Below are 23438 nucleotides of genomic sequence, written 5' to 3' on the forward strand. Positions count from 1 at the left end.
ACCGGGCATCACACCCGAACGACCAAACAGAAAGAGATTAGGAAATCCCTGTGAGCACTATCCGCAACATCGCCATCATCGCCCACGTCGACCACGGCAAGACCACGCTGGTAGACGCCATGCTTCGCCAGGCCGGAACCTTCCGCGCCAACGAGGCCGTCGCCGACCGTGTCATGGACTCGAACGATCTCGAACGCGAGCGCGGCATCACGATTCTCGCCAAGAACACGGCCATCTTCTACAAGGGCCACAAGATCAACATCGTCGACACCCCGGGCCACGCCGACTTCGGCGGCGAAGTGGAACGCGCTCTCAAGATGGTCGACGGCGTCATGCTGCTGGTCGATGCCTCGGAAGGCCCCCTGCCGCAGACCCGCTACGTGCTCGGCAAGGCTCTCGAAGCAGGCATGCCGATCATCGTCACGGTCAACAAGATCGACCGCCCCGATGCGCGTCCCCAGGAAGTTCTGAACGAGGTCTATGACCTGTTCATCGAGCTCGACGCCAACGAAGAGCAGCTTGAGTTCCCGGTTCTCTACACCAACGGCAAGCTCGGCCTGGCCTCGAAGGAACTGGGCAAGGTCGGCACCGATCTCGAACCGCTCTTCGAGCAGATCATCGAGACGCTTCCGGTTGCCAAGGGCGACGCCAATGCGCCGCTGCAGGTGCAGGTGACGAACCTGGACTACTCCGATTACCTCGGCCGCCTCGGCATCGCGCGCGTCTTCAACGGCACGCTCAAGACCGGCGACGAAGTCTACATCTCGAAGCTGGACGGCAAGCTCGAGAAGACCCGCATCACCAAGCTCTTCAGCTTCAGCGGCCTCAAGCGGACCGATATCACCGAGACGGAGCTGGGCGATATCGTCGCCGTGGCCGGCGTGACCGGCATCACCATCGGCGAAACCATCACCTCGGTGGAGAACCCTTCGCCGATGCCTCCGATCGTCATCGACGAGCCGACCATCGCGATCCAGTTCTCGGTCAACAACTCGCCCTTCGCCGGCCGCGAAGGCAAGTTTGTGACCTCGCGCAACCTGCGTGAGCGTCTCGAAAAGGAACTGCTGACCAACGTCTCGATCCGCGTTGAAGACACCGGCTCGCCGGACAGCTTCAAGGTCCTGGGCCGCGGCGAACTGCAGCTGGCCATCCTGATCGAAATGATGCGCCGCGAAGACTTCGAGCTGATGGTTGGACGCCCCGAGATCGTCACCCGCGAGATCGACGGCCAGCTCATGGAGCCGGTCGAGCACCTCACGATCGATATTCCAGACAACTTCGTCGGCACCGTCATCGAGCGCCTTGGGCCCCGCAAGGGCGAAATGGTCAAGATGCACGGACAGGGCCGCGTCCGCCTGGAGTTCCGCGTACCGTCGCGCGGTGTGATCGGCCTGCGCAGCGAGCTGCTGACCGAAACCCGCGGCACCATCGTGATGAACTCGCTCTTCGACGGTTACATGCCGTACCAGGGCGAGATTCCGCAGCGTCCCAGCGGCGCGCTGATCTCCGACCGCCAGGGCACAACGACCGCCTACGCGCTCGAAGGCCTGCAGGATCGCGGCATCATGTTCGTCCCGGCCGGCACTGAAGTCTACGAAGGCATGGTCATCGGCGAGCACTCGCGCGATAACGATCTGGACGTGAACGTGGTTCGCGAAAAGAAGCTGACCAACATGCGTGCATCTTCTTCGGATGAAGCAGTTCGCCTCACGCCACCCCGGGCCATCAATCTGGAGCAGGCGATCGAATTCATCGCGGAAGACGAACTGGTCGAGATCACTCCGAAAAACCTCCGCCTGCGCAAGAAAGTTCTGCAGGCCAACCGGCGCCCCAAGCGCTAACTCTTGCGGCCGGACCGATAAGGTCCGGCCGTGTTAATTTGGGACATACCCTTCTCGACGTGCGCATTGCTTTGCCGGCACGCGCCGAGCCTGGACAGCATGCCGCAGCAGCAGAATCTCTTCTCATCCCGGTTGCCACTCGACACAGGAATTCCTTCACCCGGCGGTGTGCCCGGTGACACGCGCAGAAAGTCCCGCTCTCCACGCTGGATGCAGCGCATCGACCTGATCATCCGCGTCCTCGTCCGGCTTTATCTTGGACTCATCCTGATTGTGCTGCCCTGGGGGCATTTCTGGGACGAGAGCCGCTGGTTTGTGGTATTTCCCACGCTGGCGCACATTGCGCTCTCCGGAGCCGCCCGCGGGGTCGTCTCCGGCCTCGGCCTGCTGAATATTGTCATCGCCGTCCATGACACCATCTTTTACAAAGAGAGTTAATTCCGATGCCTGAAGAGCCCGAGCTTCTGGAAAGCGCGCCCCTTGCCTATGAGAATCCCGCCTTTCTGAACAGCCCGGATGGCCGTATCGTTCGCATTCTCTCCGAGTATTCCGAGCCGCTGGCCCGCTTTCGCCGCGAAGGCATCCAGGATACGGTGGTTTTTTTCGGCTCGGCCCGATTTCGTGCGCTCGATGAGGCAAGCCGGGAGTTGGAACTGCTGGAGAACACAGGCTCAGCCCGGCCAGCACCATCCGAGGAGCAGCCGGCCGGTCATCCCGGCCTGCCCGAAGAGCGCCAGACGGAATTGAACCTGCGCCGCGCCGAAGCCGCAGTTGAAATGGCCCGCTATTACGAAGATGCCCGCCGGCTCGCCCACATGCTCACCGATTGGTCCATGACTCTCCAGTCGAAGCGGCACCGTTTCGTGGTCACCTCAGGTGGTGGTCCGGGCATCATGGAGGCCGCCAACCGTGGGGCCTACGAAGCGGGCGGCAAGAGCATCGGCCTGAATATCAAGCTGCCTTTTGAGCAATATCCCAACCGGTACATCACTCCGGCCCTGAACTTCGAGTTCCATTACTTTTTCATGCGAAAGTACTGGTTCGCCTACCTGGCGAAGGCGCTGGTGGTCTTTCCAGGCGGCTTCGGAACGCTAGACGAGATGTTCGAGCTGCTGACGCTTTCGCAGACGCAAAAGCTGGCCAAGAAAATAACCATTGTTTTCTATGGGTCGAGGTACTGGAACGATGTCATCAATCTCGACGTACTTGTAGACAAAGGGGCCATCTCACCGGGCGATCGCCACCTGCTGACCTTCGCCGATACTCCGGAGGAGGCGTTTGCGCTGCTGAAGGATGGATTGACGGTGAATCATCTGATTCCCGAGGCGGAGCGGTCCGATGAAGACAGCTCGTTACGACCGGAGATCAGCCGGACTCGCGCCTAAAACTTCCAAATCCCATATCGGTTGCATCTTACTAGTAACGTTAATCGTCTCGATACTCAGCGCAATTTGAAGTTCCTTTTGCGTGCCCGTAATGCCGTATTCATGGTGCAAATCGATACTGTACACAACAGCAAGTCCGCATTGCCTGGAGGAACTCTATGGCCGGTTTACGTCGCATCTCGTATATGTGGAAGGATGCCGATGCCGCACGTGAGTACGCAACCGGTGTGTCGCTTCACAGCCACACCAACCAATCCAAGGAAACGCTCGACTTCCTGGCCACGTTTGGAAAAGACTACAAACTTGTCCGCAAGCTGATTCAGACAGCCGAGACCCGGGCGCGCCGGAACCACAGCGTCTCGATCAATTATTCGGCCAGCTACTGGACTCCGCCGCTTACGCCTCGCCTGGCCTTCGATCTCGAAAGCAGGCAGATCGAAAAGGCCGGCCTGGCGCCGCTGGTTTCCATCACCGATCACGACAACATCAATGCTCCTATGTTGTTGCGCACAGTCGCCGCGGCCCGCCACATCCCGGTCTCGGTGGAGTGGAGCGTGCCTTACGGAGGCGATCAGGCTTTTCACCTCGGCATTCACAACCTGCCCAGCGAATCTGGAGCGGAGTGGATGAAGACCTTTGAGGAATTCACCGCGAGTCCCTCGGAGCCTCGCCTGACCGAGCTGCTGGCTGCCCTCCACGCGATGCCGAATGTTCTGATCGTCTTCAACCACCCGCTGTGGGACCTCTACATCATCGGCAAAGAGCGTCATCGCATGCTGGTGAATGAGTTCATGGAGACGAACGGCCGCTATATCCACGCGCTCGAACTGAACGGCCTGCGCAGCTGGGAAGAGAACCGCGAAGTGAAGCAGATGGCCAAAGGGCTGGACATGCTGCTGATCTCCGGCGGCGATCGTCACGGCATGGAGCCGAATGCGAACATCAACCTGACTTCGGCCAAGAGCTTCACCGAGTTCGTGCACGAAGTCCGCTATGAGAACCGCAGCCACGTGCTCTTTATGCCGCAGTATGCTGAGCCCTGGAAGCACCGCATCCTGCAGTCGACGCTCGATGCGATCCGCGACTATCCTGACTTTCCGCAAGGATCGCGCACCTGGGATGAGCGCGTCTTCCATCCGGATTCGACGGGCGCTGTTCGCTCGTTGAGCGAGCTGTGGCCGGGCGATGGCCGCGCACCGTGGTACCTGCGCTGGGCGATCGACGCGGTCAGGATGATGGGCAGCAAGCCGGTATCCGGCAGCCTGCGCATGGCATGGGGTGAATCGCGTGAGCTGAACTTCATGCTCGGCGAGGAGCTTCTCTAATCTTCAGCCGCATCGCCGATTATCCGGCGATGCGGCTGTTTCCTTGGTATTTTGAAATTCTCTTAACGTCGGTCCATCTTCACTCCATCCTGAACTAGACTCCCTCTATGAAGGTGCCGCCTCCGCGAGTCGCTTACTTCCCGGACTCGTTCCACGAAATTAATGGCGTCGCTCATACCAGCCGCCACTTCGAGGCCTTCGCGCGCCGTCGAAATCTGCCGTTTCTTTGCGTACGTGCGGGCGATCGGATGCCGCGTGTCGTAACGGAAGGAAATCTGACGACCCTGGAGCTGCGGCGGGGCTTCCTTTCGATCGGGCTGGATAAGGACCTGACCTTCGATGCGGGATTTGCGCGTCACCTGCGCCGGATCGTACGTGCCCTGAAGGCCTTCCGGCCAGACATCATTCACATTACGGGTCCCAGCGAAAACGGCATGCTCGCGGCGATTCTCGCGAATCACTTCAGCCTGCCCATGGCCGCATCATGGCACACGAACGTGCACGAATACGCGGCGCGGCGTGCTGACTGGCTTTTAAAGCTGATTCCGCGAAACCGCAAGTCGGCGGCGGAGGACGGAATCGAGCGGCTGGCGCTGATGGGTAGCGCCAAATTCTATTCGCTTGCGCGAATACTTTTTGCGCCGAACCCCCAATTGTGCGCGTTGCTCGAAGAAGAAGCGCATCGCCCCTGCTACCTGATGCAGCGCGGCGTGGATACCGAGTTGTTCTCGCCGGAAAAGCGAATTCGTGATCGTGACGATCACGAATTCGTGTTGGGTTTTGTGGGGCGCTTGTCGATAGAAAAGAATGTCGCCCTGCTTGCAGATGTGCACCGCGGACTGCTGGCGCGCGGGTTTACAAACTTCCGCTTTCTCATTGTGGGCCAGGGCGCAGAAGAAGCGTGGCTGAGAGAGCGCCTGCCCGGCGCGGAGTTCACCGGGGTGCTGCGGGGTGAGGCGCTCGCCCGCGCCTATGCGAACATGGACCTCTTCGTTTTTCCATCGCACACGGATACGTTCGGCAATGTGGTTCTCGAGGCGCTGGCATCGGGGGTTCCTGCTATCGTTACTCGCGATGGAGGGCCGGCATCCATCGTGCGCGATGGTGTCACGGGATGCGTATCGGAAGACGAGAATTTCGCTCTCGCCGTCGAGGGGATTCTGAACTGCCCTGAAGTTCACGCTGCGATGAGGCGGGCAGCCAGGGAAGACGCGCTCAAGGCATCGTGGGATGCGGTGTTCGAGCGAGTCTACGAAGGCTATGCGGCGGTGCTGTAAGTCCCGCTACGCGGACAAGGCGCCTGTGCTGCCGGAAGAGTGTGCCTGTCCATGGCCGCTGTCCTCCTGATCCAGGCTGTGGAGCTCTGACCAGAGCATGGGAGTGTCGTTTCGCGCAGCCATTCCCAGTTGGCCGCGTTTACCTCCGGTATTGTGCTGGCCATCACGGATACCATCCGCCAGCGCTTTCCAGCCCGCAACGAACAATGACGGCTTGAGCGCAAGCTTGATGGTGAGAGATCCGAGATGCGCGAGGTAGAACAATAACCCTGCCTGCGAGAAATAATCCGGGCGGCGATGCTGCATGAAAAATGCGTTGCGCGCAGAGTAGTAGATTGCATTCGGGAGCCGTGCGGGTGAGTTCCGGCTGCGCACGATCTCAGCGGCCGTCGCGGAAACAGCGCGAAGGCCCGTTGCCTTCACGCGCAGCGAAAGATCGACCTCCTCCCAGTAAAGAAAAAAGCTTTCATCGAAGAGCCATGGACGCGCAAGGTCCCTGCGGATGAGGAAGCATGCGCCCTGTATGCAGTCGGTTTCCTCGATCTCCCGGGAGGATTTGCGGAAGGACTGGCTGTAGCCATTCAGCCTTATGTGGTCGTAGAGTACCTTTCCCTGTTCCGAAAGCGCCCGGCACATCACCAGTCCCACGTCACCGTGAAGAGCCCCCATCATGACAGAGAGAGTCGATGGCTGCACGCATACATCGGGATTAAGTATGCAGATATCACCCTCAAATCCCTCGCGGTCGAGATAGAGAGCAGCCGCGTTGTTTCCGCCGGCGTAACCGTGATTCTCGGTGAGCTGCAGGAAGCGGATATCGGGGAAATAATGTCGATGTTGTCCGACAGTTTCTTCGGCCTCATGACGCGTATGCGGAAGGGAGCCATTCTCAACGACGATGACCCGCAGTGCGGGGTAGTCGGACATGCCCAGGTGATCGAGACAGCGGCTGAGGGCGCGGCTGTCTTCCCAATGAACGACCAGGACGTTTAGCCACTTGCGAGATGTCTTGGGGGTCTCCATCTGCCTGTCCTTGGAATAACGTGTTTTGTGTGAAAAGGATTTGAGCTAGGTTATGTTCATCTTTCTCTACAGCTGAGACGATGGAATTCTCCTATGAGCAGACGATTTCGGATCGGTGTTGATATGCACACTGTGGATGGAATCCATCAGGGAGTAAGGACCCATCTTCTCGAACTGTACGCGCGAGCGGTGCAGATCGCTCCCGATCTCGACTTTTATCTGCTGGGAGCGCCGAAGCAGATCCTCATTGCGCACAATAAGGCCTATGAAGCTGCTAACGTCCATACGGTTGCAATGGAGCGCACCGGACCGCTTGGCCGCCTGCTCTGGCAGCTTCCGAAGCTGGAGAAGTCGCTGGCGCTCGATCTCTTGCATACCCAGTACATTACTCCTTTAAGTAACTCATGCAAGACCGCAGTTACGATCCACGACATTCTTTTCGAAAGCTTCCCTCAGTACTTCACTCCTTTTTTCCGCGTGCGATCCTCGCTGTTGATGCGGCGTTCGGGGCGGAACGCCGACCAGATATTTACCGTGAGCGGTTTTTCAAGGCGTGAACTGGTAGATCGCTATCATATTCAGGAAGATAGGGTTCTTGTTACCCCCAATGCGGCGGATGAGAAACGATTCCATCCTGACGGAGACGGGGCCGGCTATCTTCAGAAGCGTGACCTTGTTCCTGGTCATTACATCCTGAGTGTCGGGCGCCTGGAGCCGCGCAAGAACTATGAAGTCCTGCTCCGCGCCTATGCGGCCAACCCGGATGCTCCTCCACTTGTAATCGTCGGCCAGAGAGACTTCCGCTTCCAAAAGCTCTTCTCTCTGATCGAGTCTCTTTCGATTGCAGATAGGGTTCGTATCCTCGAGGACGTAGGAATGGACGAGCTTTCGTCCATCTATCGTCACGCACTGGTGTTTGTGTACCCATCTGTAGCGGAAGGTTTTGGAATGCCCGTGATGGAAGCCTTTTCAAGCGGTGTTCCGGTCATATGTTCCGACTCAACCGCGCTTACCGAAATAGCCACGGATGCAGCTCTCCTTGTCGAGCCGAACAGTGTTGAATGCTTGCGGGAAGCGATATCGCGGATGGTTGCAGACGGCAGGCTGCGCACTTACTGCACGCAGGCAGGGCTGAAGCGGACACGCGAATACAGCTGGCATAAGTCAGCGGAGATCCTCGTCCAGGGGCTTCGTGCTGCTCTCGTGTCTTAAACGTTGACATGTGTTTCTTCATGCGCACTTGATTCCGGTTAAGGCCGGGTGGAAATAAGTTGCCTTATAACCCTAGATAGAAGCTGGACGTCACCTTTATCTGATCTGGACTCGGAGCACTCACCTTTAACCCGTACTGGAGAACGGTCGTAGTGCGCGGCATACAGTGTCTGAATCGGGCGCTCTACAGCAACGGCTTTTCGCGGTCCGAGCGGACGTTTTCCTGCGGAACGGCAGGTATTGCGTCTTGGGAGCCAGGTGACGAAGGGTGATGAAGACCCCAATCACAACCATCACGCCGGAGAGCGATTTGTGAGAGTACTAATTCTCGGCACCCGAGGTGTCCCCGCCTGCCATGGAGGCTTCGAGACATTTGCGGAGCAGCTGTCTCTTTATCTTGTCAGCCGCGGACACGAAGCGGTTGTTTACTGCCAGAACGTCAAGACGAACGAGCGTTACGAGGACAACTGGCGGGGAGTAGAGCGGATTCATATTCCAGCGCCGGAAGGTCCGGCGGGAACGATACGGTTCGACTGGGAAAGCGTAAAGCATTCATCGGAGCAAAAAGGAATCGTGCTTACGCTGGGCTATAACACTGCCGTCTTCAGCTTCTTATACCGCTTACATGGCGTGCCCCAGGTAATGAATATGGATGGCCTGGAATGGCGGAGAGAGAAATGGTCCGGGCTCCAGAAGGCGTGGTTGTGGTTCAACGAGCTTGCCGGTTCCAAGCTGGCTTCGCACCTGGTGGCCGATCATCCCGGCATCAAGGAACACCTGATGCGGCACACGGACCGGCGGAAGATCACGGTCATTCCCTACGGCGCGGATGCGGTGACTGAAGTGAACACATCGAGCCAGCTCCCGTTTGGACTGACGAATAAGAACTACTTTCTGGTAATCGCACGGCCTGAGCCGGAGAATTCATTGCTCGAGATAGTTGAAGCCTATTCAAGCCTGCCGCGAAAGGTACCGCTGATCGTTCTGGGCCGCTATCTACCCGATACGATTCCGTACCATCGCACGGTAATGGATGCGGCAAGCAAGGATGTGCACTTTGTCGGCGCAATCTATGACCGGCTGGTTGTGCAGTCTCTCCGCTACCATGCGCGTGCATACATTCATGGCCATAAGGTGGGAGGCACGAACCCATCACTGGTTGAGTCGCTTGCGGCAGGCAACGCGGTGATCGCGCACGACAACCGTTTCACGCGATGGGTAGCAGGCGGAGCTGCCCGCTACTTCGCCGGCACGCAGGAACTTGCCGAAATCTTTGACGACATCGCGGACAACGACACGCAGCTTGAACGGATGCGTGCAGGCAGCCTGCGCCGTCACACAGAAGACTTTACTCAGGAAGATGTGCTGGGCAGTTACGAGAAGCTGCTGCTCAAGTGGCACGAGAGTGCACAGAAGGTTGTCGTGGCAAGCAGACTCAGGCAGACGATATCAGGAACCTAAGCAGAACGACACATGAGGCACAATTCGCACCCACAAGGACACCAAGGAATGGATCAGAGCCGCGGACTACCCACTATCCCATCCACCTTTGCGCAGAGGCAATTGCGCGGCCAGCAGGTTGGCGAGGTCACTCTGTTGTCCGTTGGAAAAATGCTCCGCAAACGGCGCTGGATCGTCATCTCGGCGATGCTGGTTGGCCTGGCCGCAGGGGTGTTGTTGTCGCTTGCGCCGAGGCAGTACACGGCCTCCGGCAGTCTGCGCGTTCATCCCGGCTCATCGAGCATGTACAACGTCAATGCGGAGAAGCTGCTCACCGGCGGAGACGCTGACGAACGCATCGAGTCGGAGGTGAATATCCTCCACAGCAAGTCGATGCTTCTCGATGTAGCCAAAGAGCTCGACCTCGTACACAATCCCGCATTTCTCGGGGAGAAGTACGACGCGCATGCGTCACTGGATGACCCGGAAGTCCGCAGCGATACGCTGAAGGCGATGCGGAAGATGGTGAAGATCGAGCGTGTCCCAAAGACCGAGGTGATCAACATCTCCTGTACGTCGGCTTCGCCCATGACGTCAACAAAGGTGGTCAACGCGCTAGCCAATAGCTACATCGAACGGCTATTCCGTAACAGCTATAGTTCCACCCAGAGGGCATCGCAGTGGCTTACGGGTCAGATCAGCGATCTCAAGCTGTCGGTGGAAAAGGACCAGGAGCAGTTAGTCGAGCTGCAGGGAAAGCTCGGCGTCGTGGGGTTTGACGATACTCACAACCTCGTCACCTCTCAGCTTGAAGCGCTCGCAAAGGCCAGCGCGGAGTCGAGCCTGCAACGAATCATTGCCGAAGCGCGCTACCGCATCCTCGAGTCGTCGAGTCCGGACCTGGTAGAGGGTGGTCCGGCGCTCCTGGCTTCGGGCACGCAGATGAACTCGTCGAACGGCTCACTGATTCAAAGCCTGCGCAACACGCGAGCGCAACTCTCATCGCGATATGCCGAACTGAATGCGCAGTTCGGCCCGAACTATCCCGATGTGAAGCAGACGCAGGCAGAGTTACAGGAGACGGACAAACAGGTAAAGGCTGAAGAGGATCGCATTCTCAACCAGGCGAAGATAGCTTTTTCGGCGGCGAAGCATAACGAGGACATGACCGAGGCCGCGCTCTCCCATGAAAAAGAAGATGCCCTCAAGAAGAGCGACGACATGGTGCGCTACGAGATTCTGCTGCATGAGTACCAGGTCAATCGCAAGCTCTACGAGGGACTGACGGAGCGGCTGCGTGAAGCGGGAATCATGTCAGGCCTTGCATCGAACGAAGTCGATATCGTGGACATGGCCGATGTGCCATCGCAACCCTCTGGAGCCACGCGCTGGGAGACGATCCTGTTGTCAGGCTGCTTTGGATTCTTCGGTGGGGTCATCCTCTCCTATGTTGTGGAAGGTGTGGATACCTCGATCAGCAGCATGGATGAGCTGGTCGCGTTGACCGATGTCCCGGCGTTGGCTGTGCTGCCCAAGGTGGATGAGCGCCGGAAGCTGGCGCGCGGTGGCCAGACACTGCAGACGACAGAGCGAAGACCCACGCTCACGAACCAGGAGGTAGTCTATGCTCCGAACTCGCCATTCTCTGAAGGTATCCGCTCGCTGCGAACAGCGCTGATGCTCTCCCGCGCGGTGCGGCCGCCGAAGGTGATCCTCTTCACGAGCGCGATCCCTGGTGAGGGCAAGTCGACGGTGTCAGCGAATACTGCTTGCCTGCTCGCGCAATACGACGCACGCGTATTGCTGATCGATGCCGACCTGAGATTGCCGACGCAGCATGTGCGCTTCCGCGTTTCGAACGCCACCGGTCTCACTTCGGTGCTCACCGGCAACGCTCATCTTGAAGACGCAACGCAGAAGGTGGCTGGCGTGGCGAATCTCCAGATCCTTACCAGTGGCCCTCTCACCTCCGCAGCCGGCATGCTGGTAGGTTCGGAGCAAATGCGAAGGCTTGTAAACCGGTGCGCTGATCAGTTCGATTACGTACTGCTTGACTCGCCGCCGTGCGCAACCATGTCCGACGCTGTGATGCTGAGCAGCATGAGTGAGGCGACCATCCTGATTGTGCGCGAGCGGAGTTCCAAGCGAAGCGTGATCCGTCGTGTGGTCGATAAGCTCGAGGCCTCGGGAACCTCGGTTACAGGCTTTGTGCTGAACGGTGTAGACCAGCGGTCGTCCGAGTACTACGCCTACTACGGAGATTACGGTAAGTATGCCTCAGCCGGGTTGCCAACCTCCTCGCAGAAAGCGAATGGGACACATTATGAAAACTAAGTTCTTTCTCCTGGCGGCAGCGGCAGGCATAGTGTGCAGTGCGCTGCCGCTGTGCGCGCAGTATGCAGGTCCTGCGCCGGGAAGCTCCGACTACGCGCGTCGCGTCCTTCCGGTAACAGAAGAGCAGAAGGAACTGGAGAACCTTCTCAGCGCGAAGCAGCCTACGGTGCGCATCGCGGCAGGGGACATGCTCGATGTGAAGGTTTACAACCTGAAGGCCTACGAGGTCAGGGCACGAGTGGCTTCGGATGGAAGCGCCATCTTCCCGCTGGTGGGCGCTCTGCAGGTAGGCGGCCTCAGCGTGGAGGATCTGCAGAACCTTCTCCGCGACAAGCTGCAGCAGGATGGCATGATTCGCGATCCGCATGTAAGCGCGGTGCTGTCAGAAACGCCGACCCAGGTTGCAACCGTCTCCGGCGAAGTGATGAAGCCCGGCAATTATCCGGTGCGCGGAAAGCATACGCTGATTGAAATGCTGTCGGCGGCGGAGGGATTGAAGGATACCGCCAGCCATACAGTCGTGCTCGATCGGCCAGGCCTGCAGGAGGGAATTCCCATCCAGCTTGGACCCGATCCGACACAATCGCGCTTTGCCAATATACCCATCTTTGCGGGCGACACCATCATCGCTTCGCGTGTCGGGGTCTTTTACGTTGTCGGCGCTGTAAAGAATGCCGGTGCCTATCCTCTGAAGGCCACGACTCCTACGACTGTTCTGCAGGCCATGAGCATGGCGGGAGGAATGGGATATGAGGCAGAGCTGGGCAATGCGCGGCTTGTGAGGCGTGAAGGTACTTCGAATCGCACAGAAACCAAGGTGGATCTGAACAAGGTTATGCGAGGGAAAGGAGAAGATCTTACGCTTCAGGCTGACGACATCCTGATGTTGCCGACGAACAAGATGCGCGCAGCCATTAAGGGGGGCGGCGCGGGTATGGCAGTGTCCCTGGCCACTTCTTTCATTCTCTATCACTGAAACCTGTTAAGGCTGGGCACCCGATCGCATGATTTATTCAGACGAGCGAGCAATCCCGTCCCTCACCTATCTCGTGGTGATAGGTTTTCTTGTGCTCAACGCGCAGATGTGGGAGGAAGCGGGCTGGGCAATTGCCTTCGCATACGCAAGTGCGCGCATGCTTACGAGAAGGTCGGAACTAGGCTTGCCCTATCCCGTCATACGGTTGCTGATCGCTCCGATGCTGATCTTCACGGTTGGCCTGCCCGGTTTCTATCGCAACGACCTGAATGAGTTCCTGAAGGATTGCTGGTACTTCACCAGTCCCATGGTCTACATCGTTTTCGGCTATCTGGTCGCGGAACGCATAGGAACCATGAAGAGACTGATTTCTCTGTTCACGATCGGCGGCCTGGCAGTCTCCCTGCAAATGCTCTTTCGCGTCTACAGCAACAGCGCATCGCTGCTTGCTGCGAACAGTGCAGAGAATTATCGCCACTTCACCGGCGTTGGAGCCGGCCAGGCAATGATCCCGATTGTGCTGATCATCTTCGCCCGCAAGACCGGACTTGATATCGGATGGCTCGATCGGTCGAAGGCCCTTCGCTACACCGTCTTCGTCGTCGGAACACTGGCGATCATTCTTGCGCTTTCACGCACCCTGATGGCTGTGCTCCTGGTAGGCGTTCTCATCACGGTGCCCCTCAAGAAGCTTGGGCGATGGGGCGTGGTGGGGGCTATCGCTGTGGGTCTTGCAATGCTGGCTCCGCAGCTGTGGAGGCTTTCAACACCGGCGGCGACGCAATCCTTCTTTGAGAAAAGCATGAACACCGGCCATGAAGTGGAACTTCAGTCGTATGACACCATGGCTGAAATCAACGATAACTGGCGCGGATTTGAAGGCTACAAAGCGTTCGAAGCCTACAACGATTTCTCCTGGCCGGAAAAGATCATCGGTGGCGGCTTCGGCACCCTGGTGAACATCGGCTTCTCCATGAACCTGGGCGGCCCCGAGGAAATGCAGGAGCTGCCGGTTCTCCATAACGGTTATCTCTATCTGCTGGTGAAGACGGGCGTCCTCGGCATCGTGATATTTTTCGCCTACCTTGTCTATCTGACGCGACTGGGCGTCCCGCAAACGCGTTATGGCACGGCCGAAGTAAAGATGTCGGGTTACGTACTCATCTGGTCGGTCATTACATTCCTGATGACGCAGGGAGTGATCACGGGTATTTACAACAAGGGCGTGCTGGCGCCGAACCTTACCCTGCTCGGTGCAGCGGCGGCCCTGGCATACCGGAGGCAGGTTGAGGAAGAAGCGGTCTTCCAGGCACGGCAACCTCAGATCCTCTATCCAAGGTTCCCAGGTGAGGCGCTTCCATGAGTCAGCCTCTGCGTATATCCGTGGCGATGTGCACCTTCAACGGCGCCCGCTATCTCGAAGAGCAGCTGACGAGCATCGAGGAGCAATGCCTTCCAGTGTCGGAGGTGGTGATCTGTGACGATGCGTCGACAGACGACACGCCGGTCATCCTCAATGATTTCGCACATCGCATGAAAATCCGCACCCTCATCATCCGTAATCAGGAACGGCTCGGGGTGGCGAGGAACTTCGAAGGTGCGATCCGGCGATGCACCGGAGATATCATCGCGCTCGCAGATCAGGACGATCGCTGGTATCCGGGAAAGACCAGAACAATAGAGCGGATCATGCGTGAGGATCCCGGCATCGGCGGCGTCTTCAGCGATGCATCGATCATAGATTCCGCTTCCACCGAAACCGGCGAAAGTCTCTGGAACCGCTATCGTTTCAGCAATGAAGAGCAGTCGAGGATGCTTTCAAGTTCGGGAATTTCAGTACTGCTGCGAAGACCGGTAGTGACCGGCGCGGCCTTTGCATTCCGCTCCTCTCTCGTGCCGCTGCTGTTGCCCATTCCCTCGCCATGGATGCACGATGCGTGGCTCGCATGGAAAATCGCGCTGCATTCCCGGCTCGTTCCGCTGCCCCAGCAGTTAATGGCTTACCGGGTTCATACTAGCCAGCAGATCGGTGTTCCTCCGCGTACGATGGATCGCCTGCGCTCGTGGTGGCATCACCGGAGCCTGCATGCCGAGGCAACGAGGCAAAGGGTGCTTGCAGAGTACAGGAACCTTGCGGAAGAATGCGGGCAGTTAGTGGACGATGCCAGCAGGGCGGCTTTCAGTACATATCCAGACCTGCCTCGGCTACTGATGGAAAAGAGCGGATTCTGCCGTGAAGTGATAGAGTCCCTGGATCGGCCCCGCTGGCAGCGTGTGAGTTTTGCTCTCGAACGGTGGAAACAATACCAGCAGTACACCTACCTTGGCTGGCATGCTCTCCTTCGGGATGTTCTCCTGTGACGACAATGACAATGCCGATATCGGCTCAACGTCGTTATGTAAGAAACACAGTAGCAAATGTCCTGCGCATACTCATCAATGCCGTAGTCGCGGTCATTCTTCCTGCGTATCTTACACATAAACTTCCGGTTTCCACATACGGAGCGTGGGTTCTGGTTCTGCAACTGGGAGCCTACGTCTCGTACCTGGATATCGGTGTGCAGACTGCCGTCGCAAAGTACATCGCCGAATATCGTGCGAAGAATGAGCCCGAAAACTGCGATCGGGCAGCGACCGCGGGATTCAGGTTGCTGGTGACGGCTGCGGTTTTCGGCTTGATCCTCATGCCGATCGTCGCCCTGTGTATGCCGCATTTCTTTCACCAGATACCGGCTTCACTTCGTCGCGAAGCCCAGATCGGCGTGATCCTCATTGGCGGATCGCTGGCTGTCAATCTTGCGTGTTCTGCTTTTCCTGCGATCTTCCAGGGCTTGCAGGAGTATCGCATCCCGAATGCAATCGGAATTCTCAACAAGGTCCTCTACGGCGCAACCATTGTCGTGACCGTGCTGCTGCATGGGTCAATGGTACAGATGGGCATTGTGGCTGCAGTGATCAATATCGGAACGGCTGTACTGCAGATCGTCACATGGAAGAAGTGGGCATCGTTCATTCATATAAACGTGAGCCTTAAGCACACGGGCATGACGAAGCGTGTCTTCGAGTATTGCGGAGTGCTCTCGATATGGTCGGCAAGCATGCTGTTCATCAGCGGGCTCGACCTCACGATTGTCGGCCATTACGCGTTTGCTCAGACAGCCTTCTATGCGGTAGCCGTAGCGCCGGCAAGCATGCAGATCATGTTGCTCTCGGCAGGCCTCGGACCCATGATGCCCGCGGCTTCCGCACTCAGCGTGCAGCGCAGCGCCAGGATGGTCGGCACCATGCTTGTGAAGGTGACGCGGTATGCTGCGATCTACCTGGTTCTGACCGGCCTTCCCCTGATCGTATGCGCTCCGTGGCTGCTTACGCTCTGGGTCGGTCCGGTATATGCAGAGCGCAGTGTCTACCTGCTGCGCATACTCGCTGCCGCCAACATCATCCGTTACTTTCTGAGCCCTTATGCAACCTTTGTGATTGCGATCGGTAAGCAGAGAGTGGCGACGATCTCCGCCGTCTCAGAAGGCGTCGTCAATCTCACGGTGAGTGTTCTACTGGCCCGGCATCATGGTGCGGTGGGTGTTGCCTATGGCACGTTGATCGGTGCTGTCACAGGCGTGCTTGTGCACATTGCTGTCAGCATGCATTTCACGTACGACGACATCGCTGTTTCGCGGAAGTTGTTTTTTTACGGAGGCCTGTTGCGTCCGTTCCTGATCAGTCTTCCCTCCGGAGTCTGGCTGTTGTGGCAGGCAATTCATCCCGCCGCCCTGTCTGTCTTTCCGTTCTCGCTTTGGATGGCGGCGACCATCCTGGCAGCCTGGTTTATCAGTTTGCGGCCTTCGGAGCGGGATACGCTCGTGCATTTTGCGGGCAGACATTTCCATCGGCAGGCAGGCAGCGTATGAGCTCCGAGGTGTATATGTCCGGGATTTCAGAACCATCGTCGACGACTGCAGCTTGTGGAGGCCAGGCTGGATGAAGGCCTTCGTGCACCTTGGATACGGCTTCGATGCTCAGAAGTATCGCGAGCGTTACATCGCGGGACTCGTGCCAGACGTTGTGCCTTACGGCTTCCACCACGCCGAGGCCCAGGGATGGGATCTGATGTTCTCGCACGATATCCCCGAATCACCCCTGGCAAACTGGCAACGCCGCTTCTGGATACGCGCGCTTGGCTTCGACCTCGTTCATGCGTGGCGCAATCGCAAAGCCGCCGCCGCCGCCGACATCGTCTGGACGATGGAAGAGATCGAGTACCTGGCGATACTTTTTCTTTGTGCGTTTCTTCCGTCCCTGCGCGGGAAGAAGGTCATCGCGCAAACGGTATGGCTTTTCGATGGATGGAAAGCAAAGTCATGGCTGCGCAGGCGATTCCTGCTCTTTCTTCTGAAGCGCGCATCGTGCCTCACCGTGCATTCGGCGAACTATCTCAACCTGCCCTTTGCTCCCACCAAGCTGCTGCCGTTTGGCATCTCTACAGATTCTTTCCCGCACAGCAGCACGATGCGGCCCCTGCATGCACCGATTCGGATACTGGCGATGGGTACCGATCCTACCCGCGATTGGACCACTTTTCTGGATGCCTTTGGCGGCGATGACCGATTCGAAGCGATCGGGGTCAGCAAGCGGCTGACCGAAGAGATGGTTGCGCCCTACGGCAACGTGAATATCCGCCGGAACCCCTCGATGGAGACCTTTCGGGAGCTTTATCGCTGGGCTGACTTCGTCATCGTGCCGATGCTGCCCAATCTCTACTCCGGTATTACGGTTGCCCTTGAAGCTGTCAGCATGGGCGTGCCAGTGGTAAGCGCGGCAACGGGCGGAGTCCCCACCTACTTTGAGCCGGGAGAGGTTTTGTATGTCACCGCGGAAGATCCTGCGGATTTACGGGATGCTGTGCTCAATTGTTCCGATGAGCAGCGCAGGCAGCTAGTTGAGAAAGCACAGGCCCGTTTTCAGCGCGAAGATTATTCCTCCGCGGGAATGGCAAACCGCTACATACGGCTATCGCAGGAATTGCTGGAGTGGCCTGTGGGCCGTCCTACTGGTCACGGTAATTATCCCGTTCCGCAGTCTGGCCGATCGCAATAGCGAGTTTGGAAAAAAAACGACCCAGGGTAAAGTTCCACAGTTTCATAAGCGTGGTGGTGCCTTTCATTGTTTTTGTCTGCTCGTTTGGCATGACTGATCGCAGGGGTACTGGCTTGTGTGCAGCTTTTACGATGCACTATTACCGTTGCAGGGAACAATCCTCAATTCAGGGCAGGATCGCGGGCCGGGTTGCTACATTGGGGGACACGATGAAGGTACCGGAGTGCACAAGGTAACTTCGCCTGCTGTGAATCGCAACTTTGAATGCTGCTAATCGTTGATCACCATCGCCTTGCTCTGAAAGGCAAACCGTCTACCGGTGAAAGAGAAAACGCACTGCCGTCAGCAGTAGTGCGGCCGCAAGTGAGATGGCTGCGGCCGCCTTCATGACGCGGCGAAGCTTCTGCTCCTCTGGGTTCACGGATCTCAAGGTAGAGAGAATCGCCATTGCCAGCACAAGCAGAACGAGGATCGCAAAGCCAAAGGGGACGCCGCGATAGAAATAACCGCCTGTGATCGACCCAATGAGAACAAGGCTGATCGCAAGAAACCCGTTAGGCGAGCTGCCGATCCTATTACCGAGCTGCAACATCTATTGATCATATTGGAACAACAGCCGGCTGTTTACTTCTTGGCAACCCGGAAGCGGTCTGTCGAGCATCCTAGTCTGTACCTGTCAGTGAATAATTTCGCTGCTTAAGTGTATCGGTCGTGTTGCTCAACTGGTAATCTATGCACTACCAGTATCTCTACCGCGATCTGTGTATCATTCCAACGCAAAACGGAGAGAATGAAGTGTTTGAAACCCTTTTGTTGTTTCGACTCCAGCGGGAAAGCGAAGCCGCAGTTCTGCAGCGGATTGTTTATGTAGAGAAGTGCGCGTCGGCGGCCTATGATCTGCTGGTCGTACAGGCGCCGAAGCCGCGCGGTACAAGGTACTTTGAAAAGCCGGGCTTTGTCAGGCGTAAGGAACGTTTCTCAAACGGTCTTCAGGCGATCCACTCTGCGGAAGCATTGCTGCGCGGTTATCTGACAGATGGCTGGCATCTGACCAACAGCGAGCAGATGTATGAGCAGATGGCTAGCTAGTTTTCGAAGTGATTTCGAGATTTGAAGGCAAGAGTGTAAAGAGCTGCTTTTTTGTTTGTTGCAGCTATTTTGTCGCTGTCATAGTGCGATTTGATCCCATAATTGAATCGCCGGGCACATAAAATATCTTTCATCGCGTTTATTAACTGCACGAAAAAAATCTCACCAGTATATTTACATTATGAACGAAGCAGATCTGGTGGAAGGCTTCGTCGTGCGCTGGCTAGGTGGGGAAATTCGCCCTTGTATGGAAGGGCTTTTACTGCTTTCTCAGTATCTCGCGACTCCTCCTACGGTCCGGGACCTGGAGAACGAGCCCTTCGTGAAGATCAGTGGCGAGACGATGCAGGAAAAACTCAAGCATTGGAACGCGTTTTCTCTCCATGTTGACATGTGTGAGAGGTGTCGGCCGCCTCGTTCGGATAACGGGGTCGACGCAAAAATCATTCCATTTCCTGAGATTTAAGAATTATCTAACTGGCGCCCGGCGGATCCCTCATCCGGGCTCACTCTCGTTTTGCGATTCAGGGCAGGCTTCTAAAAGTGATGCAAGCAGCCGCCGTGTAACGGAGTGCATGAGTTGCCTTGCCTGGATGATCGCTAATGGGCGCTGCCTGACCCTACACCCGCTCCCATAGTTAGTTGAAGGGCTTGGCGAAGTTATTGATTTTTATTCAGGGAGAATTTTCAGGTTATTTGGTGCCGAAGAGAGGACTCGAACCTCCACACCCTTGCGAGTACATGGACCTGAACCATGCGCGTCTGCCAATTCCGCCACTTCGGCACTACTTGCGATAATGTCCAGCGCGATCGGCTGGACTGGCAGCAATTCCTATCCTCGCAAAGCCTTGCGATTGTGTCAAATCGTGTAATTTTCAGAGCATAAACTTGTACTTTTCACACAATCGCTGTGTTTCCCGTGAAGGATTTGCATCCAAATCTCCGTATAACTTCCAAGAATCATACAAACAGGATCCGCAAGGCATGACTGAAAGCAACCCCCCAAGGGGAATCTCTGGCGAGCATATTCGACAGATGCGCCATCTGTCTCACGAACTGAGCAACGCACTGGAAATCATTCTGCAGACAAGCTATCTACTTGGTACCTCAAACCTCGACGAGGACGGCCGCCGCTGGCGCGCCATGCTCGATGACGGTGTTCAGCAAGCCACTCGCATCAACCGGGACCTCCGCAGCGTATTACGCGAACAGGTCTCCGAATTGGACAACGAAGAAAGCCTTTAGTCTAAAAAGGAAAAGCCGCGGCGTATTGCCGCGGCTTTTCCTTTTTGCATGCGTGAATTATGCCAGTTTGGCATCGAGTTCGATCTCGGTGTTGCCCTTGAAGAGGCGCGAAATCGGGCAGCCTGCCTTGGCGTTCGCTGCAGCCGTGTCAAAGGCCTCCTTCGAGGCGCCAGGAACTTTAGCGATGGTAGTCAGAACGATCTTGGTGATCGCGAAGCCGCCTTCGACCTTGCCGAGCGACACCTTGGCAGTAGTCTCGAGCGATTCGGGCGTCAAGCCAGCCTCGCCGAGCTGGGCGCTGAGCGCCATCGTGAAACAGCCGGCGTGGGCTGCGGCGATCAGCTCTTCGGGGTTGGTGCCGACGCCATTTTCAAAGCGCGTGCTGAACGAATACTGCGTTTCCTTGAGCACGCCGCTGTTCGTTGAGATGGTGCCCTTGCCTTCCTTCAGATTGCCATGCCAAACCGCGCTTGCACTGCGTTCCATGAGACACTCCTTGTTTTCAGTTGGGGAGTTGAAGTGGACCGGTTGCACCTTTCCGTGTAACCGACGCTGCCACGTCTGAGACTACCCGAAGCACTGGTAGCCGTCGAATTGCCGCAGCCCTACTTCTTCTGGGATGCAGCCTTCTTCTGGGCATCCAGAAAGCGCCGTACCCGGTCGAGAGTACGCGCCTTGCCGAAGATCACCATGCTCTCCATCAGTGGTGGACTCATGGTGCTGCCCGTCACGATGGCGCGCATCAGCATAAAATTCTCCTTCACTGACCATGACTGGGCCTCGCCCAGCTGCTTCAGCGCCGCTTCAATGCCGGATGTCGTCCAGTCACAGCCTTCGAGCGCGGTAATCTGTTCAGCGACGAAGGCCAGAGTCTCCTCGATCGTGCGCTTCTTGGGCAGAAACACTTCCGGCGCGGGCGATACCTCGTCGGTGAAAAAGAAGTGCGTCAGGTTGCCGAACTGACCGAGCGTCTCGATGCGGGTCTGCGTCAGGGCGGCAATTTCCTTCAGGTACGTGTCGGAAAGAATTGTCGAACGCAGCGCCTCGTAAAAGCCTTCGGCAGAGAGTGCGCGAAGATATTCACCGTTAAGCCACTTCAGCTTGGTCAGGTCGAAAACCGGGCCGCCCAGGCTTATGTTCTTTACATCGAAGTGCTGGATCATCTCCTCGAGCGAGAACTTCTCAGCCGCGAACTGCTCCTGCGGCATGCCGCCGCCCATCAGGCCGAGGAAATTCAAAACCGCGTCCGGCAGAAAACCCGCCTGCCGGTAGTAAACGAGCGAGACCGGGTTTTTACGCTTCGAGATCTTGCTCTTGTCCTGGTTGCGCAACAGCGGCATGTGCCAGAAGCGCGGCTTCTGCCACCCAAAGAAGTCATAGAGCAGCACGTGCTTCGGCGTCGACGAGATCCACTCCTCGGCGCGGATCACATCGGTGATCTGCATCAGGTGGTCATCGACGACGTTTGCCAGGTGATAGGTCGGGAAGCCGTCGGACTTCATCAGCACCTGGTCGTCCACATTCGTGTGGTCGAAGGTGATCTCCCCGCGAAGCTCATCGCGAAAGGTTGTCGAACCATCGGGCACCTTCATGCGCACGGTGAACGGCTTGCCGGCGGCCAGATGATCCGCGATCGTTTCCGGTGACAGGTTGCGGCAGGTGCCGGCATATTTCGGAGGCTGCTTGGCGGCCATCTGCGCCTTGCGCGAGGCTTCCAGCTCCTCGGGCGTGCAGAAGCAGCGATACGCCGTGCCGTTGGCCAACAGAATCTCCGCGTGCTCGCGGTAAATCTCCGTGCGCTCCGACTGGCGATAGGGGCCGAACGGGCCGCCCACATCCGGACCCTCGTCCCAGGAGAGACCGAGCCACTTGAGAGCGTCGAAGATCATGTCCTCGGAGGTCGAGACGAAGCGGGTGCGGTCTGTATCCTCAATGCGCAGCACGAATTTGCCGCCGCGCTGACGGGCGTAAAGGAAATTAATCAGGCCAATGTAGGCGGTGCCTACATGCGGGTCGCCGGTAGGCGAAGGGGCAATGCGTACGCGAATATTCTCTTGTGTCATGGTTTCCGACACTTGATGTTAGCAGTTTTGCGGCAGCTGCCTGGCGGTGTGAGCTCGAGGCTTTGAGGTCAGGCGCTGGCCGCGGACGAGCAGTGGCCTGATAGCTGACGTAACGACCTGATGACCGCGGTTCTCGCAGCAGGAAGAATCGGGTAAGCTGAGCAGGTGCAGACCGAGGACAGGACATCCACGACCCATGAGTCTTGTGGGGAGACGAGGCAGGAAACTGCCGCCGAGCACCATTCGGTCTATTGTCCGAACTGCTCGGATCGTCTTTACGGGCATCGCTGCAAGCTCATCTGCCGCCGTTGCGGCTACTACCTGAGCTGCGCGGACTACTACTGAAAATCTTTACTGACGCTGGCTGCGTTCGCGAAGCTGCTGGTTTGTGACCAGCAGCTCGCCGATCAGGCTCCGGAGCCGGGCATTTTCGGCCTCGAGCTCCCGGAGACGGGCGTCCATTTGGACAATCGGGGACGCCTCATGCGTGCTGGGTGGGTTTTGGGTTGTCATCATACTCGCTCGATTTCCCGTGCGGCCGTGTCGATGATGTTCACGATCCGATTGATCTGCTCTTCGCTCAGGCTGCCCTGGCTCATCTTGAGCCTCAGAGCATATTTGCAGTTGTGCAGGGCGCGCATGATCTCCAGCATCCGGCGACCGCCAAATGCCTTGCCAGCCTCCTGGATGCGCCCAAGCAGGCTGTCTATCCGCGATTTGTTTGCTTCAAGCTCGGTACGGCCGGCGTCTGTGATGGTGTAGAGCTTCTTGCCTCCTTCCTGGTTCACCGTGGCGAGACCTTCGTCTTCGAGCAGGTTCAGCGTAGGGTAGACCACTCCGGCGCTGGGAGAGTAAATGCCGCCCATCTGCTCGCCGATGCCCTTGATGATTTCGTAGCCATGGCTCGGCTTCTCGGCGATATAGCTGAGAATGACGAGGCGTAGGTCGCCGCTGTCGAAGAGGCGTCCGCCAAAGCGGCCTCCGAAACGCCCGCCAAATCCCTCGCGGCCATGGCGGCCGAACGCTTCGCCCATTTCGTTCCAGAATCCCTTACGGCCGCGAAAATACGGTCCGTGGTGCCCGAATCCCCCTTCTTGCCTGCAATCTTCTCTGTATTTATCAAACATGTTTCGA

The 23438-nt window shown here is 57.4% G+C and carries 22 protein-coding genes and 1 tRNA gene; 16 read left to right on the top strand and 7 right to left on the bottom strand.

Annotation, left to right across the window (positions count from 1 at the left end; genetic code table 11):
* Positions 1-44: 44 nt before the first annotated feature.
* The 5 genes from typA to LJD29_RS09040 all read left to right on the top strand — a co-directional run bounded on the left by typA (position 45) and on the right by LJD29_RS09040 (position 5828).
* Entirely contained in the window at positions 45-1841 is a 1797-nt protein-coding gene (gene typA / locus LJD29_RS09020) for a translational GTPase TypA (RefSeq protein WP_446745892.1), read from the top strand.
* A 99-nt stretch (positions 1842-1940) separates the two neighbouring features.
* Positions 1941-2279, top strand: a complete 339-nt coding sequence (locus LJD29_RS09025) for a hypothetical protein (protein WP_446745431.1) — start codon at positions 1941-1943, stop codon at positions 2277-2279.
* A gap of 5 nt (positions 2280-2284) precedes the next feature.
* Complete coding sequence (locus LJD29_RS09030; protein WP_446745432.1) at positions 2285-3226, top strand: LOG family protein; 942 nt, start codon at positions 2285-2287, stop codon at positions 3224-3226.
* Between the two features lie 158 nt (positions 3227-3384).
* Positions 3385-4551 carry a PHP domain-containing protein gene (locus LJD29_RS09035; protein ID WP_446745433.1) on the top strand — a complete coding sequence of 389 codons (1167 nt, stop codon included), beginning with the start codon at positions 3385-3387 and terminating at the stop codon, positions 4549-4551.
* A 107-nt stretch (positions 4552-4658) separates the two neighbouring features.
* Entirely contained in the window at positions 4659-5828 is a 1170-nt protein-coding gene (locus LJD29_RS09040) for a glycosyltransferase (RefSeq protein ID WP_446745434.1), read from the top strand.
* Between the two features lie 6 nt (positions 5829-5834).
* Here the strand turns inward: LJD29_RS09040 and LJD29_RS09045 are convergent, their stop codons facing one another.
* Positions 5835-6851 carry a glycosyltransferase family 2 protein gene (locus LJD29_RS09045; protein WP_446745435.1) on the bottom strand — a complete coding sequence of 339 codons (1017 nt, stop codon included), beginning with the start codon at positions 6849-6851 and terminating at the stop codon, positions 5835-5837.
* A gap of 93 nt (positions 6852-6944) precedes the next feature.
* Between LJD29_RS09045 and LJD29_RS09050 the strand changes: the two genes are divergently transcribed.
* The 8 genes from LJD29_RS09050 to LJD29_RS09085 all read left to right on the top strand — a co-directional run bounded on the left by LJD29_RS09050 (position 6945) and on the right by LJD29_RS09085 (position 17907).
* Entirely contained in the window at positions 6945-8063 is a 1119-nt protein-coding gene (locus LJD29_RS09050; RefSeq protein ID WP_446745436.1) for a glycosyltransferase family 4 protein, read from the top strand.
* Between the two features lie 312 nt (positions 8064-8375).
* Positions 8376-9524: a DUF1972 domain-containing protein gene (locus LJD29_RS09055; RefSeq protein WP_446745437.1), complete on the top strand. Its 1149-nt coding sequence runs from the start codon at positions 8376-8378 to the stop codon at positions 9522-9524.
* A 48-nt stretch (positions 9525-9572) separates the two neighbouring features.
* Positions 9573-11837: a GumC family protein gene (locus LJD29_RS09060; protein WP_446745438.1), complete on the top strand. Its 2265-nt coding sequence runs from the start codon at positions 9573-9575 to the stop codon at positions 11835-11837.
* Positions 11827-12813 carry an SLBB domain-containing protein gene (locus tag LJD29_RS09065; protein ID WP_446745439.1) on the top strand — a complete coding sequence of 329 codons (987 nt, stop codon included), beginning with the start codon at positions 11827-11829 and terminating at the stop codon, positions 12811-12813. The genes LJD29_RS09060 and LJD29_RS09065 overlap by 11 nt, the downstream gene beginning before the upstream one ends.
* Positions 12814-12841: 28 nt before the next feature.
* The gene (locus tag LJD29_RS09070) at positions 12842-14176 is read left to right on the top strand and encodes an O-antigen ligase family protein (protein ID WP_446745440.1); all 1335 of its coding nucleotides are present in this window, start codon (positions 12842-12844) and stop codon (positions 14174-14176) included.
* Complete coding sequence (locus LJD29_RS09075) at positions 14173-15174, top strand: glycosyltransferase family 2 protein (RefSeq protein ID WP_446745441.1); 1002 nt, start codon at positions 14173-14175, stop codon at positions 15172-15174. The genes LJD29_RS09070 and LJD29_RS09075 overlap by 4 nt, the downstream gene beginning before the upstream one ends.
* Positions 15171-16721 carry an MATE family efflux transporter gene (locus LJD29_RS09080; protein ID WP_446745442.1) on the top strand — a complete coding sequence of 517 codons (1551 nt, stop codon included), beginning with the start codon at positions 15171-15173 and terminating at the stop codon, positions 16719-16721. The genes LJD29_RS09075 and LJD29_RS09080 overlap by 4 nt, the downstream gene beginning before the upstream one ends.
* 70 nt (positions 16722-16791) lie before the next feature.
* Entirely contained in the window at positions 16792-17907 is a 1116-nt protein-coding gene (locus LJD29_RS09085) for a glycosyltransferase family 4 protein (protein WP_446745443.1), read from the top strand.
* Positions 17908-18220: 313 nt separating this feature from the next.
* Here the strand turns inward: LJD29_RS09085 and LJD29_RS09090 are convergent, their stop codons facing one another.
* On the bottom strand, positions 18221-18499 hold the full coding sequence (locus LJD29_RS09090) for a hypothetical protein (protein ID WP_446745444.1): 279 nt from the start codon (positions 18497-18499) through the stop codon (positions 18221-18223).
* A 140-nt stretch (positions 18500-18639) separates the two neighbouring features.
* Here LJD29_RS09090 and LJD29_RS09095 point away from each other — a divergent pair, with 140 nt between their 5' ends.
* Both LJD29_RS09095 and LJD29_RS09100 read left to right on the top strand, forming a co-directional pair.
* The gene (locus LJD29_RS09095) at positions 18640-18996 is read left to right on the top strand and encodes a hypothetical protein (RefSeq protein WP_446745445.1); all 357 of its coding nucleotides are present in this window, start codon (positions 18640-18642) and stop codon (positions 18994-18996) included.
* 181 nt (positions 18997-19177) lie between these two features.
* The gene (locus tag LJD29_RS09100) at positions 19178-19462 is read left to right on the top strand and encodes a hypothetical protein (protein WP_446745446.1); all 285 of its coding nucleotides are present in this window, start codon (positions 19178-19180) and stop codon (positions 19460-19462) included.
* A gap of 231 nt (positions 19463-19693) precedes the next feature.
* On the opposite strand, the gene LJD29_RS09105 is transcribed toward LJD29_RS09100, so the two are convergent.
* A tRNA-Leu gene (locus tag LJD29_RS09105) sits at positions 19694-19780 on the bottom strand.
* Between the two features lie 200 nt (positions 19781-19980).
* Between LJD29_RS09105 and LJD29_RS09110 the strand changes: the two genes are divergently transcribed.
* Complete coding sequence (locus LJD29_RS09110; RefSeq protein WP_446745447.1) at positions 19981-20241, top strand: hypothetical protein; 261 nt, start codon at positions 19981-19983, stop codon at positions 20239-20241.
* A 57-nt stretch (positions 20242-20298) separates the two neighbouring features.
* Here LJD29_RS09110 and LJD29_RS09115 read toward each other — a convergent pair whose 3' ends face one another.
* From LJD29_RS09115 to LJD29_RS09130, 4 genes are all read right to left on the bottom strand, one after another.
* Positions 20299-20727 (bottom strand): OsmC family protein, encoded by a 429-nt coding sequence (locus LJD29_RS09115; protein WP_446745448.1) that lies wholly within the window; start codon positions 20725-20727, stop codon positions 20299-20301.
* 119 nt (positions 20728-20846) lie between these two features.
* Entirely contained in the window at positions 20847-22304 is a 1458-nt protein-coding gene (gene gltX / locus LJD29_RS09120; protein WP_446745449.1) for a glutamate--tRNA ligase, read from the bottom strand.
* A 351-nt stretch (positions 22305-22655) separates the two neighbouring features.
* Positions 22656-22820: a hypothetical protein gene (locus LJD29_RS09125; protein WP_446745450.1), complete on the bottom strand. Its 165-nt coding sequence runs from the start codon at positions 22818-22820 to the stop codon at positions 22656-22658.
* Entirely contained in the window at positions 22817-23338 is a 522-nt protein-coding gene (locus tag LJD29_RS09130) for a PadR family transcriptional regulator (RefSeq protein ID WP_446745451.1), read from the bottom strand. Before LJD29_RS09130 ends, LJD29_RS09125 begins: the two co-directional genes overlap by 4 nt.
* Positions 23339-23438: the final 100 nt, after the last annotated feature.

It is taken from the genome of Silvibacterium acidisoli (genome assembly GCA_022870745.1).
Classification (GTDB): domain Bacteria; phylum Acidobacteriota; class Terriglobia; order Terriglobales; family Acidobacteriaceae; genus Silvibacterium.